Annotated in this window: 9 protein-coding genes; 8 read left to right on the top strand and 1 reads right to left on the bottom strand. The window is 66.8% G+C overall.

From position 1 onward, the window contains the following. Positions 1–48 precede the first annotated feature (48 nt). Entirely contained in the window at positions 49–2,376 is a 2,328-nt protein-coding gene (locus tag NRS07_RS10275) for a penicillin-binding protein 1A (protein ID WP_259213140.1), read from the top strand. A 32-nt stretch (positions 2,377–2,408) separates the two neighbouring features. On the opposite strand, the gene NRS07_RS10270 is transcribed toward NRS07_RS10275, so the two are convergent. Then, complete coding sequence (locus NRS07_RS10270) at positions 2,409–3,719, bottom strand: AMP-binding protein (protein ID WP_259206004.1); 1,311 nt, start codon at positions 3,717–3,719, stop codon at positions 2,409–2,411. A 187-nt stretch (positions 3,720–3,906) separates the two neighbouring features. Here NRS07_RS10270 and NRS07_RS10265 point away from each other — a divergent pair, with 187 nt between their 5' ends. The 7 genes from NRS07_RS10265 to serB all read left to right on the top strand — a co-directional run bounded on the left by NRS07_RS10265 (position 3,907) and on the right by serB (position 13,985). Then, a complete protein-coding gene (locus NRS07_RS10265; protein WP_259206000.1) occupies positions 3,907–4,299 on the top strand; it encodes a PAS domain-containing protein in 393 nt (130 codons plus the stop codon). 5 nt (positions 4,300–4,304) lie between these two features. Continuing rightward, positions 4,305–5,687, top strand: a complete 1,383-nt coding sequence (locus NRS07_RS10260) for a diguanylate cyclase (RefSeq protein ID WP_259205996.1) — start codon at positions 4,305–4,307, stop codon at positions 5,685–5,687. Continuing rightward, positions 5,677–7,458, top strand: a complete 1,782-nt coding sequence (locus NRS07_RS10255; RefSeq protein WP_259205995.1) for a bifunctional diguanylate cyclase/phosphodiesterase — start codon at positions 5,677–5,679, stop codon at positions 7,456–7,458. The genes NRS07_RS10260 and NRS07_RS10255 overlap by 11 nt, the downstream gene beginning before the upstream one ends. Positions 7,459–7,581: 123 nt before the next feature. Further along, complete coding sequence (locus NRS07_RS10250; RefSeq protein ID WP_259205993.1) at positions 7,582–8,586, top strand: HDOD domain-containing protein; 1,005 nt, start codon at positions 7,582–7,584, stop codon at positions 8,584–8,586. Continuing rightward, a complete protein-coding gene (locus NRS07_RS10245; RefSeq protein WP_259205990.1) occupies positions 8,586–9,542 on the top strand; it encodes a 5'-nucleotidase in 957 nt (318 codons plus the stop codon). The genes NRS07_RS10250 and NRS07_RS10245 overlap by 1 nt, the downstream gene beginning before the upstream one ends. A gap of 121 nt (positions 9,543–9,663) precedes the next feature. Beyond that, the gene (gene mfd / locus NRS07_RS10240) at positions 9,664–13,110 is read left to right on the top strand and encodes a transcription-repair coupling factor (RefSeq protein WP_259205985.1); all 3,447 of its coding nucleotides are present in this window, start codon (positions 9,664–9,666) and stop codon (positions 13,108–13,110) included. Positions 13,111–13,142: 32 nt separating this feature from the next. Further along, positions 13,143–13,985 (top strand): phosphoserine phosphatase SerB, encoded by an 843-nt coding sequence (gene serB / locus NRS07_RS10235; protein ID WP_259213136.1) that lies wholly within the window; start codon positions 13,143–13,145, stop codon positions 13,983–13,985. The last annotated feature ends 158 nt before the right edge of the window (positions 13,986–14,143 follow it).

Here is a 14,143-nt window from a genome sequence, read left to right as displayed (position 1 = left end):
GCAAGCCGGCGCCACCCTGCCCGCGGTTTCGTGCGCCAGGCTTTTCTCATGCTCCTGGCTGCGATCGTGCTGTTCGGCGCCGGCGCCCTGGTCTACCTGATGTCGGCGATCTTGCCGAAGCTGCCCCGAATCGACGCCGTCACCGACTACCGGCCCAAGATTCCCTTGCGTATCTACACCGCCGACCAGGTCCTGATCGGTGAGTTCGGCGTCGAGCACCGTGAGTTCGTGCCGATCGCGAATATCCCTCCCATGATGAAAACAGCGCTGCTGGCAATCGAGGACGCGCGCTTCTACGAGCACGGTGGCATCGACTGGAGGCGTGCGGCCGGCGCGGCCAGATCGAACCTGCGCGGCGGCTTCCGCCAGGGGGCCTCGACCATCACCATGCAGGTGGCGCGCAATTTTTTCCTGTCGCGCGAGAAGCGCATCTCGCGCAAGCTCACCGAAATCGCCCTCGCCTACCGGATCGAGGACGCCCTCACCAAGGACCAGATCCTCGAGCTGTACATGAACCAGGTCTTCCTGGGTAACCGCTCCTACGGGTTTTCGAGCGCGGCGCGCAGCTATTTCGGCAAATCGCTGGACGAATTGAGCCTGGCCGAGATGGCCATGCTGGCCGGCCTGCCGCAGAACCCGTCGCGCCAGAACCCGGTGGTCAACCCGGAACGCGCGCGCTTGCGCCAGCATGCGGTGCTGGAACGTCTATACCTACTGGGCGACATTACCGAAAGCAGTTACCGCAAGGCGCTCGACGAACCCCTGCGCATCCGGCGCGGCCGCCCGGATTTAGACACCAGGGCCGACTATGTGGCCGAACTGGCGCGCCAGGCCGTGTTCGCCCAGTTCGGCGAGCAGGCCTACGAGCGCGGCCTTGTCGTGATCACCACCATCTTCAAGGCACAGCAGGATGCGGCCTACGAGGCGGTGCGCCGCAATGTGCTCGACTACGACCAGCGCCACGGCTACCGCGGCCCGGAGGCGCGCATCGACCTGCCGCAGCAGCCGGCCGAACGCAACCAGGCCATCGCCGACGCGCTGCAGAAACGCCCGGCCAGCGACGGCCTGGTGCCGGCATTGGTGTTGGCTGCTTCCGCCACAACGGTGCGCGTCGCAACCCTGGCCGGCGAGGAGATCACGATCGAGGGCGCCGGCCTGAAGTTCGCGGCACGCGCGCTGGCGCCGGGGGCCAGGCAAGCCCTTGCTCTCACCCCGGGCGCGGTGATTCGCATCAGCAGGCGCGCACAGCATGCCTGGGCAATCGTCCAGGTGCCGCAGGTGGCCGCCGCGTTTGTCGCCATCGATGCCGACACCGGCGCCTACCATGCGCTGGTCGGCGGTTTCGACTACAACCTGCAAAAGTTCAACCATGTGACCCAGGCCTGGCGCCAGCCAGGTTCCGCGATCAAGCCCTTCGTGTACGCGGCAGCGCTCGACAAGGGGTATTCGCCGGGCACCCGCATCCTCGACGCACCGCTCGACATGCCGGGCGAAAATGCCGGCGCCACTTGGTCGCCGCAGAATGACGATGGCGTCTATAGCGGGCCAATTACCATGCGCCATTCGCTGGCCCATTCCAAGAACGTCACCACCGTGCGCCTGCAGCGCGCCATCGGGGTGCACTACACGCACGATTTCCTGGGCCGCTTCGGCTTCGATCCGGCGCGCCACGCCAGCAACCTGACCCTGGCCCTGGGCACCGGAGCGGTGACTCCGCTGCAGCTGGCAGGCGCCTATGCGGTGTTCGCCAACGGCGGCTACCGGGTCAAGCCCTACCTGATTGCGCAGATTCGCGACGGCAACGGCAGCGTCATCCTGGAACACCGGCCGCAGCCGGCCAGTCAGGACAGCGAGCGGGTGCTGGACGCGCGCAATGCCTTTATCATCGACACCATGCTGCGCGACGTGACCCGCTACGGCACCGGCGCCGCCTCGGTGCAGAAACTGGGTCGCAACGATATCGCCGGCAAGACCGGCACCACCAGCGACGCCTTCGATGGCTGGTTCGCCGGCTATGGCGGCAAGGTGGTGGCGGTGGCCTGGATGGGCTATGACGAACCGCGTTCGCTGGGGCGGCGCGAGTTCGGCGCCACCCTGGCGCTGCCGATCTGGATCGACTATATGCGCGTCGCGCTGGCGCCACGGCCGCCAGCAGCCGCACCAGTGGAACCCGCGGGCGTGATGCGCGAAGACGACGACTGGATCTATGCCGAGTTCGCGCAACGCCCCGACCTGCGCGTCATCGACATCGAGCCGGCGCCAGAAGACACGGCGCTTTCCGGGGACGCCGACGAGGCCGACGAGCCGGACGCGGCGTGGGCACCGCACGCTCCTGTTGCGGTGCCGCCACCGCCGGCGCCGTCACCGCTGTTCTAAGCTTAGTGAGGCTGGCTTGGCCCGATAGCTTGTTATTCCCAGGCCTCGATGATCCAGTCGCACAGCTTGCCGTTGGCCTGGCGCGGCAGCGCTGGGCCAAACGAATACGCTGCCGGGCATTCGGGCGTGGACAGCCGCTGGGCCATCCATTCGCCCAGTCCGGCACGCAGGCTGGCCATGTCGCCCGTCGAGCTGGCATGCGTCACCACAAAGGCCTTCAGCCGCTGGCCTTCGTCCGCACGCATCAGGCGCACGGCCGCTTGCGCGACCTGCGGATGCATGCCCAGCACCTCTGCCACATAGCCCGGGTAGACATTGGTGCCGCCCACCTGCACCGCATGATCGATCCGGCCGGCTGGACGAAAGCGCCCGGGCGTGGACCAGACCAGGCTGTCCTGCAGCGGATAAGAGCGGCGGCTGCCGTCGGCGCAGCGGCGCGTCAGTACGGCAGGGCCCGGCGAGGCGCCCGCTGCTCGTTTGGGCTCCGCTCCGGCTTCCCAGTAGGGAAACAATCGGTAATCCTCGTCCGGGCTGTCGCGCCAGCCGACGCCAGCCGTCTCCGAACTGCCATACACCTGAACCAGGCGCGCGACGCCCGCCGCCGCGACCGCGTTGGCCACGTCGGCCGGGCACGGCGCGGTCGAGCTCACGCCCACCACGTCGTCGGGCAGGTGGGTGGCTGCCGCCGCAAAGGCACGCCAGAAATCGGGATGGCCGATCACCAGGTCTCCCGGGCGCAGCTGCCGGGCCACGGCCCCGGGCGACTCGGCGCGCAGGTCGGCCACGGTGGCCAACTCGATGTCGCCGTCGAGCCCGGGTTCCAGTCCGAGTGCACGCGGCAGCAAGACCGAAAATAGAAAACCGTAAATATGGTGCGACGGCACCATACTCAATATGCGGCGCGTCCCGGGAAACAGGCGCGCCAGTGCGACGCTCTCCTGCCATAACTCGGCGAGCGCATGGCGACAGGTCTTGGGCGCCCCCGAACTGCCGGAAGTGCGGAAATTGACAAGCTCGGCCCCACCCTCGAGCCCGGCCGCAACGGCGTCGGCCCAGGCCCCCAGGCGCGGATGCGCCAGCACGCGCTCCTGGCCAATGCAGCCGATCGAGAGCATCTGCTCCAAGACGCTGGCCAGTCCCAGCAGCTCGAGCGAATCTGCACCGAGATCGGAGGCCAGGTCGAGATCGGCGGACCAGGGCATGCGGCGGCGGGGCAGGCCGGGCCGCATCAAGGCCAGCTCGGCGGCCAGCAGGTCGGCGACCACCCGTAGCAAAGTAGCACGGTCGCGCCACCACGGCGCAGGAATGGCATCCAGTGCATTGATCTCGGTAATTGGTATCATGGCGCACATGGTAGTCGAAGGCTGACGCGCGTGCACCCTGCCCCGGCCTGCTAACTGGGTCGCTGGTCTGGCTGGCAATGTGAAAACAGACAATGCACCGTGTCAGTACCCGGCCCTTTTATTGACAAGGAGCATGCACTGTGCCATCATCAATTTCCTCAAATCAACAATCTCACTGGAGCTTGCAATGAATCCAGCGACCACGTCGTTTTCGGCCGCGGACCTGGCCCTGCAGCTCGAAAAATGCACATCTGAACAGCTCGATCAGCTCGATTTTGGCGTGATTGGCTTCGATGCCGACACCAATGTTCAGCGTTATAACGCCTTTGAATCGGAGGCCGCGGGGCTCTCGCCGCAACGTGTGCTGGGCCAGCCCTTGTTTACCAATGTCGCGCCCTGCCTGAATAATTTCATGGTCGCGCAGCGCTTCGAAGACGCCGCCGACGATGGCGCGACGCTGGACGACACCATCGATTACGTGCTGACCCTGCGCATGCGCCCGGTGAAAGTCAAGCTGCGCTTGCTGGCCGCGCCCGGCAGCAGCACCAGCTACGTACTCGTGCAGCGCCAAGTGCGCTAAGCCCCATGCGCTCCCACCTGGACGGTTCGGAACACGACTTGGTCGATGAGACAGCGCAGCTGCGCGCCGAGCACGAAGCGCTGATTCAATTTCTCTACCTGGCACCGGTGGGCTTGGTGCAGGCCGACCTCGATGGCGTCATCGCCATGATGAACCCGATTTCGGCCCAGCTGCTGATGCCGCTATCGCGTGACGGCGGGCTCGATAACCTGTTTACCGCGCTGGAAAGCATCGCACCGGAGCTGCGGCACCTGTGCGCCAGCTTCGACCGCCCGAGCGGCAAGATCTGCGACGGCATGCGCGTGCGCCTGAACCCGGGCCCGTCGGCCAAGGACGCACCGCAAATCCTGGCGATTACCTTGCTCAAACTCGACGATCAACGCCTGATGGCGGTCATCGACGACATCACCGTGCAAGTACGCCGCGAGCGCCAGCTGCGCCAGAACGACGCCTGGCGCGATGCCATTCTCACCGGGATTACCGATTACGCGCTGGCTGAAATCGATGTTCGTGGTGCCATCACCAAATGGAATCCGAGTATCGGACGCGTCACCGGTCATGGCAGTGAAGCGGTGGGGCAACCCTGTTCGATCTTCTATCCGCCCGGCGCGCTGACGCCCGAGCGCCTGCTTGAGCGCCTGGGCAATGCCGACGGCGATGGCTGGAGCCTGGACGAAGGCGAGTGCCTGCGCGCCGATGGCAGCAGATTCTGGGGCAGCGCCCTGATCGCCCCGCTGCCGGAGCGCGAGGCCGACGGTCCAGCCTATTGCCTGATCCTGCGCGACATCAGCGACAAGCGCGAAGCGAGCGAACGGCGCCGGGGCGATATTTTCAGCGACTACCTGAGCGGCCTGGCCGAGCGCCGCGCCTTTGTCGACGCGGCCGGAGTAGAACTCGCGCGCGGCCAGTCAGCGCCGCGCGCCACCTCCGTCATCAGCATTAACGCCGACCTCGTCGAGGGCATCCACGACCGCCACGGCCAGGCCGGCACCGATCAGGTATTGCAGCACCTGGCCGCGATCCTGTCCGAGACCTTCCGCGCGGTCGACCTCGTGGCGCGCATCGGGGGCGAGCAGTTTGCCGTGCTGCTGCCGTCCACCGACCTCAAGCGCGCGGTGTTGGAGGCCGAGCGCCTGCGCGCCGCGGTGGCCTCGCAAGCGCTGGACGTCGAAGGCAGTCCGACCCGCTATACCGTCAGCGCCGGCGTCGCCTGTTTCGAACCCGGCGAAGGCGCGCCGGGCGGAATCGACGCGCTGCTCAGGCGCGCCGACCAGGCCTTGCGCGCTGCCGCGCGCGCCGGCGGCAATCGGGTCGAACGCTGGCATCCGGCGCTGGCGGCCAACCCGGCCAACCTGCCGCAACCTGAAGGAGGAAGTCTTGCAGTCTGACCCTAGCCAAGCCTACGAAGCCCTGGTGCAGTTTCTGTACCGGGCTCCGATCGGACTGGCGCAATTGAGCGTCGACGGCACCGTCGACATGCTCAACCCGATGGCCTCGAGCCTGTTGATGCCGCTGGCGACGGCGGATGGACACTACAGCGGCCTGGACAACCTGTTCGCGGTATTGGCGCCGATCGCACCCCAGTTGGCGCAGCTCGCGCGCGACTTTACCGATAGCGCCGGCGTGATTTGCGAGGGCCTGCGCGCCACCCTGCCGCCGGAAATGACTGCAGCGGGCGCCCCCCAGGTATTGGCGATCAGCCTCATGAAGCTCGACGGCGAACGCTTGATGGCGGTGGTGGCCGACGCCACACTCGAGGTCCAGCGCGAACAGGAGACGCTCACGCGCCGCCTGCGCAGCGCCGCCCGCACCGATGCGCTCACTCGCATGCCCAACCGCGAGGCGGTGCGCGAACAGCTCGAGCGCCTGATCGCACGCACCGCTCCGGGCGCAGAACCGTCGGGCGCCAGCTTTGCCGTACTGTTCATGAACTGCGACCGCTTCCGCCGCATCAACGACACGCTCGGCCAGGCCGCAGGCGACGCCTTGCTGGTGCAGATCGGCGAGCGCATCCGTGGCGCCCTGCGACCTCCGAGCGACCGCATCGACACCCGTGGCGGAAGCGGCCAGCTGGCCGCACGCGTCGGCGGCGACGAATTCGTCGTCGTGCTGGACGGCATCCGCTCGCGCGAAGATGCCGAGCGCGTTGCCGGGCGCCTGCTCGACTCGCTGTCGCTGCCCTTTCGCGTGCAGGGACACGAAGTGGTCTGCGGCACCAGCCTGGGACTGGCCTGGGGCCAGGACAGCGCGCGCGACGCCGATGAAATCCTGCGCGACGCCAGCATCGCGATGGCCGAGGCCAAACGGGCCGGCGGTGCACGCCACCTCGTGTTCGAGTCGACCATGCGCGAACGCGCCACGCAGCGCGCTGGCATCGAGGCCGAGCTGCGCCAGGCCATCGCCGAAGAACAGCTGTTCGTCGTCTACCAGCCGGTGGTCGGCCTGCTGCCCGATGGCGGCACCGACTACTCGGCCGGGGTCGAGGCGCTGGTGCGCTGGCGCCACCCGCTGCGCGGTGTCGTGGGGCCGATCGAATTCATCACGGTGGCCGAGGAATGCGGCCTGATTGGCGCGCTGGGCGACTTCGTGCTGGAACGCTCCTGCCGTGACTTCATGGACTGGCGCGCGCGCCTGGGCCAGGACGCGCCGCGCCTGGTCGCAGTCAATTTGTCGCGCGCCCAGCTGGGCCAGCCCGGCTGGATCGACAACGTGCGCCGCATCCTCGAGCTGACCGGCATGCCGGCAGGGCAACTGCAGCTTGAAGTAACAGAAAGCCTGGCTGCCCAGGATCAGGGCATCCAGCAACGCCTGCATGAGCTCAAGGCCCTCGGCATCGAACTCGCGCTCGACGATTTCGGCACCGGTTATTCGTCGCTCTCGAGCCTGCACCTGCTGCCGGTCGACACTGTCAAAATCGACCGCTCCTTCGTCAGCCAGGCCGATACCAGCGAGCATCACCGGGTACTGATCGAGGCCACCGTCAAGGTAGCGCAGAGCCTGGGCATGAAGACCGTGGCCGAAGGAATCGAAACCCAGTCGCAAGCCGATGTGGTACGGGCCCAGTGCTGCGGCAAGGGCCAGGGCTATTTCTTCAGCCGTCCGCTGGCGGCCCCCGACTTGCTGGCCTGGCTGGCCAGCCACCGGGCCGCGCAGGCCTGAGTGTGCCCGGGTAACCGGGTGGGCGCCGCTGCAATGCCTGCCCCGGTGATCTGCGCGCGGCTGCCCACGCCGCCGCCCCCTCAGGTAGAATCGTCCTGCCCGCTGGCTTTACTTGCTCCCCTTATGAAAAATTGGTTCACGCGCTGGCTGGGCGGATCGTTCCGTCCCGGCCAGGCTGCTTCTCCTGTACAGCCAGCCAGCGCGAGCGCGCCGGCCGCGCCGGCCGTGACCGGTGAGGCCGGCGCGCAGCCAGATGCGGCGCCACCTGCCATCGATCTGGACCTGGTCTACTATCGCTGGCTTGCCGGCGCGGCTTCCCACGCAGGCGAAGCGCCGGAGCAATTAATACTCGATGAGCTGGAGCGTCTCGTGCGCCAGCCGGAAGCTGCGGCCGGGCTGGTGCCGCGCGTGCCTGCCGTGATTCCGCAACTCTTGCGCAGCCTGCGCGACGAGGGGGTGTCGGCCACCGACCTGGCGCGCCAGGTGTCGCAGGACGTAACCCTGGTCGCGGAGGTCATCCGCGAAGTAAACAGCCCGTACTACCGGCCGACCGCGCCGGTACGCACGATCGAGGGCGCGCTCATGCTGTTGGGCCAGAACGGTCTGCGCATGCTGCTGGCACGGGTGGCCTTTCGCCCCGTGATCAGCGCCCAGACCGGCCGCCTGGCGCGCCAGGTCGCGCCGCAACTCTGGGCCCAGTCGGAACAATGCGCACTGGCCGCCGGCATGGCGGCGCCCGCGCTCGGCGCCGACCCGTTCGAGGCCTATCTCGCGGGGCTGATGCAGAACGTTGGCCTGATCGTGGCCTTCCGCCTGGTCGACCAGGTTGCTGGCGCCAGTGCACTGCCACGCTCGGACGCTTTTGCCCATGGCCTGCTGGGCAGCGCCCGCACGCTGTCGGCCCGCATCGCCTACTTGTGGGAGTTACCGCCGCCGGTGGCGGCGGCAATCATGCAGGCAGGTCAGCCGGACGCCCTGGCGCTGGCCCGGGCGCTGCACGGGGGCGACCGCCTCGCCAAGCTGCGCATGCTGGTCGACAATGGCATCGAGGGCGCCGCGGCGCTGGCCGCAACGCTCGGCGCCGAACAGCGCCAGATCTTCGATAAACTTCGCAGCGGGGACGATTGATGGGTTTCCAGATCGAGCAGAAACTGGTCATCGCGGTCGCCTCGAGCGCACTGTTCGACCTGTCCGAATCGCACCAGGTGTATATCGACCAGGGCCCCGATGCCTACCGCGGCTACCAGGAGCGCAATCTCGACCTTATCCTGGGCAAGGGCGTGGCGTTTTCGTTCATCCGCCGCTTCCTGAACATCAACCGCTGCTTCCCGCAAGAGGCGCCGGTCGAAGTCGTGCTCTTGTCGCGCAATTCGCCTGAAACCGGCCTGCGCGTGATGCGCTCGATCGCCCATTACGGGCTGGATATTTCGCGCGCGGCCTTCATGAACGGTGGCTCGCCCTACTCCTACCTGCCGGCCTTTAATGCTTCGCTGTTCCTGAGCGCACACGAGGAAGACGTGAAAAGCGCCATCGCCATCGACTATCCGGCCGGGCTGGTGCTGCCCTCGCGCATCGCGGACGACGAGGACGACGTCGAGCTGCGCGTTGCCTTCGACTTCGACGGCGTGCTGGCCGACGACGAATCGGAAACCGTCTTCAAGCAGGACGGCCTGAGCGGATTCCATGCGCACGAACGATTGCACATGGCGCGGCCGCACCAGCCAGGCCCATTGGCTGACCTGTTCCAAAAGCTGGCCATGATGCAGCGCCTGGAAGACCAGGCGCAGCGACGCGATCCAAGCTACCGCCGGATCGTGCGCATTGCGATCATTACCGCGCGCAGCGCCCCGTCGCACGAACGGGTGGTCACCACGCTGCGCAGTTGGGGCGTGTCGGCCGACGAAACCTTTTTCCTGGGCGGGATGGACAAGGCGCGCGTGCTGTCGGTCTTCCGGCCCCATATCTTCTTCGACGACCAGCTGACCCACCTGCAGTCCGGACCGGGCGGTACCATTCCGATGGTACACGTGCCTTTCGGGGTCGCCAACCGCCGCCCCGGCGCGCCGCAACCGGCCCTGCCCTAGGCCGCGCGCGGCACACGCAGACAGCAGCGGCGCCCGGCGGCCACAGGCGCCTTCGTCTATAATGGACCACCCTTTTTGCGAACCTTTTTGCGAACTTCCTGCAAACGTCCACGCGCGCTCAATGCCCCTCGATCTCACCAAAACCCTGCCCAAACCAGGAAACCGTTTTGCCTTGCCGAGCCTGCACGGCTCGAGCGACGCCTATGCGCTTGCCACCGCGGCGCTGGCCCTGAAGGCCAGGAGCCAGATGCTGACCGTGATCGTGGCCAGTGCCAGCGACGGCCAGCGCCTGCTCGATGAGATTCCCTGGTTCGCCGGGGACAAGCTGGCCTGCTACCTGCTGCCCGATTGGGAAACCCTGCCCTACGATGCGTTCTCGCCGCACCAGGACCTGGTCTCGGAGCGCCTCGCGACGCTGCACGAAATCCGCAACGGCCAGTGCGACGTGCTGCTGGTGCCGGCCACCACCGCCCTGCTGCGGCTGGCGCCACCCTCCTTCCTGGCGGCCTACACCTTCTTTTTCCGCCAGGGCGAGCGGCTCGACGAGGTCCGCCTCAAGGCCCAGCTGACGCTGGCCGGCTATTCGCACGTATCTCAGGTGATGTCCCCCGGCGAATACTCGGTGCGCGGTGGCCTGATCGACCTGTTCCCGATGGGTTCCGTGCTGCCTTACCGGCTCGACCTGTTCGGCGACGAGATCGAGACCATCCGTACCTTCGACGCCGATACCCAGCGTTCGCTCTACCCGGTCAAAGAGGTCCGGTTGCTGCCGGGCCGCGAATTCCCGATGGACGAAGCGGCGCGCGCGAGCTTTCGCGGCCGCTGGCGCGAGCGCTTCGAGGGCGACCCGTCGCGCTCGCCGATCTACAAGGACATCGGTAGCGGCATCGCTTCTGCCGGCATCGAATACTACCTGCCGCTGTTCTTCGAACAGACCGCCAGCCTGTTCGACTACCTGCCGCAAGATGCGTCGCTGGCGCTGGTGGGCGACATCGACGCCGCCATCGGGCGCTTCTGGGTCGATACCGAATCGCGCTACAAATTCCTCAAGAGCGACCGCGAACGGCCGATCCTGGAGCCGCGCGAACTGTTCCTGAGCGCCGAGCAGTTCTTTACCTGCGCCAAGCCGCATGGCCGCTGGAGCATCGGCAAGGATTCTGCCGCGGCGGCATCGGAACTGTCGGCGCCGGTACCCGACATTTCGATCAACCGCCGCCTCGACGACCCCTTGGCCAACCTGCGCGCCTACCTGCTGCGCAACGAGGGGCGCGTGATGATCTGCGCCGATTCCGCCGGGCGGCGCGAGACCCTGCAGCAGTATTTCCATGAATACGGACTGGAACTGGCGCCGGTCGAAGGCTTCGAGGGCTTGCGCGCATCAAGCGCCAAATTAACGCTGGGGGTGGCGCCGCTGCAGGCCGGGTTCGAGCTCGACGAGGAAAGCGCCGGGCGCCTGGTCTTCGTTACCGAAACCGAGCTGTATGCGGGATCGGGCCGGCGCGCCGGCAAGAAAAAGCAGGAAGCAACCAGCGAGGTCGCCTCGATGGTGCGCGACCTGTCGGAACTGAAGATCGGCGATCCGGTGGTGCACATCAACCACGGCATCGGACGCTACATGGGCCTGGCCAGCATGGACCTGGGCGAAGGCGAGACCGAATTCCTGCACCTTGAATACGCCAAGGACACCAAGCTGTACGTGCCGGTGTCGCAACTGCACGTCATTTCGCGCTACTCGGGTACGACGCCCGAAGACGCGCCACTGCATGCGCTCGGCTCCGACAGGTGGGACAAGGCCAAGCGCAAGGCCGCCGAGCAGGTGCGCGACACCGCGGCCGAACTGCTCAACCTGTACGCCCGGCGCGCCGCGCGCCAGGGCCATGCCTTTGAATATTCCAATCTCGATTACGAGAACTTCGCCGCCAGCTTCGGTTTCGACGAGACCCCGGACCAGCTCGAAGCGATCCACAACGTGATCAAGGACATGACCTCGGGCCGCCCGATGGACCGGCTGGTCTGCGGCGACGTCGGCTTCGGCAAGACCGAAGTGGCGCTGCGCGCGGCCTTCATTGCCGTCATGGGCGGCAAGCAGGTTGCGATCCTGGCGCCGACCACGCTGCTGGCCGAGCAGCATGCGCAGACCTTCGCCGACCGCTTCGCCGACTGGCCGGTACGCATCGCCGAACTGTCGCGCTTTCGCACCGGCAAGGAGATCACGAATGCGATCAAGGGCATGGCCGACGGCACGCTCGACATCGTGATCGGCACCCACAAGCTGCTCTCGCCAGACGTAAAGTTCACGCGCCTGGGCCTGGTCATCATCGACGAGGAACACCGCTTCGGCGTGCGCCAGAAAGAAGCGCTCAAGGCGCTGCGCGCCGAAGTCGACGTGCTGACCCTGACCGCCACCCCGATCCCGCGCACGCTCGGCATGGCGCTGGAGGGCTTGCGCGATTTCTCGATCATCGCCACCGCGCCGCAAAAGCGGCTCGCGATCAAGACCTTCGTGCGCAGCGAAGACGGCTCGGTGATCCGCGAAGCCTGCCTGCGAGAACTCAAGCGCGGCGGCCAGATCTATTTCCTGCACAACGAAGTCGAGACCATCGAGAACCGGCGCGCGTCGCTGCAAGAGCTCTTGCCAGAGGCGCGCATCGGCCTGGCCCACGGCCAGATGCACGAACGCGACCTGGAAAAGGTGATGCGCGACTTCGTGGCGCAGCGTTATAACATTTTGCTGTGCACGACCATCATCGAGACCGGCATCGACGTGCCGACCGCGAACACCATCATCATGCACCGCGCCGACCGCTTCGGCCTGGCCCAGCTGCACCAGCTGCGCGGGCGCGTCGGGCGCTCGCACCACCAGGCCTATGCCTACCTGCTGGTGAGCGACGTCATGACCCTGACCAAACAGGCGCAGCGCCGCCTGGACGCGATCCAGGCAATGGAAGAACTGGGCAGCGGGTTCTACCTGGCCATGCACGACCTCGAGATCCGCGGCGCCGGCGAGGTGCTTGGCGATAACCAGTCCGGCGAGATGCTCGAGATCGGCTTCCAGCTGTACTCGGACATGCTCAGCGAAGCGGTGCGCTCGCTCAAGGCCGGCAAGGAGCCCGACCTGGCCGCGCCGCTGTCGAGTACGACCGAGATCAACCTGCACGTGCCGGCCCTGCTGCCAGCGAGCTACTGCGGCGACGTGCACGAACGCCTGTCGATCTACAAGCGCCTTGCGAACTGCGCGACCCAGGACCAGGTCGACGGCATGCAAGAAGAGCTGATCGACCGCTTCGGCAAGCTGCCGGAGCCGGTAAAAGCCCTGATCGAAACCCACCGCCTGCGCATCGCGGCCAAAACGGTCGGCATCATCAAGATCGACGCGCATGGCGAAGCGGCCAGCCTGCAGTTCATGCAGAAGCCGCCGATCGATCCGGTCCGCATCATTACCCTGATCCAGAAGAACCGCCACATCAAGCTGGCCGGCCAGGACAAGCTGCGCATCACCGCCAGCATGCCCGACCTGGCCGCGCGCGTGACGCAGCTGAAACTGACCATTAAACAACTGCTGGCTTGATCGCCGGCTTCATTCGCGAGTTTTCCATGACCATGAACCTGGTGCTGCAGGGACCGCAGGCCGCGCCCGATACACTCGAACGTCTCGCTACGCTAGCGGGGGCCGCGCGCGTCGTGCCGCTGCACGCGCACGCCCTGCGCTGCGAGGACCTGTCGTTTAGCGCGGACCTGAAGGCGCGCATCGACGCCGCCGCCTTCGAGGCCGGGGTGGATGCCTGTTTCATCGAGGCGGGCCGCTCGCTGGCCGATTTTCGCCTGGTGGCGATGGACATGGACTCGACCCTGATCACCATCGAATGCATCGACGAGATCGCCGACATGCAGGGGCTCAAGCCGCAGGTGTCCGAAATCACCGAAGCGGCGATGCGCGGCGAACTCGATTTTTCGGAGAGCCTGGAGCGCCGCGTGGCGCTGCTGGCAGGGCTCGACGCCGCGGCTCTGCAGCGCGTGTATGACGAGCGCCTGCGCATCTCGCCGGGCGGCGAGGCTATGCTCGACGCGGTGCGGGCGGCCGGCCTCAAGACCCTGCTGGTCTCGGGCGGCTTCACTTTCTTTACCGACCGCCTGAAGCAGCGGCTCTCGCTCGATGCGGCCCACGCCAACGTGCTCGAGATCGCCAACGGCAGGCTGACTGGCCGCGTGATCGGGGGCATCGTCGATGCGGAAGAAAAAATGCGTACCGTGCAAAAAATCTGCGCCGAGCTGGGCATCGACGCGCGCCAGGCGATCGTCATGGGCGATGGCGCGAACGACCTCAGGATGATGGGCATCGCCGGCTTGTCGGTAGCCTTCCGCGCCAAGCCAGTGGTGCGCGCGCAGGCCGGCGTGGCGCTAAATTTCTCCGGCCTTGATGGCCTGCTGACCGTGCTTGCCTGACGGCTCGCCTGCGCACCCTGGCGCAGGCAACACGAAACGGACATGTCGGTGTTCGCCCAGCAAGCATTCAGACGCAGCGCAAACCATGTGCCACGCACGATTGGATGGCGCGCGCGGCTAGGCTAAGCTGGTTGGCCACCGCGCCATGGGCGCGCCCC

The organism is Massilia sp. H6 (assembly GCF_024802625.1).
Taxonomy (GTDB): domain Bacteria; phylum Pseudomonadota; class Gammaproteobacteria; order Burkholderiales; family Burkholderiaceae_D; genus Telluria.
Note: the sequence above shows the minus strand (reverse complement) of the source record. Positions and strands in the feature narration are given on the sequence as shown.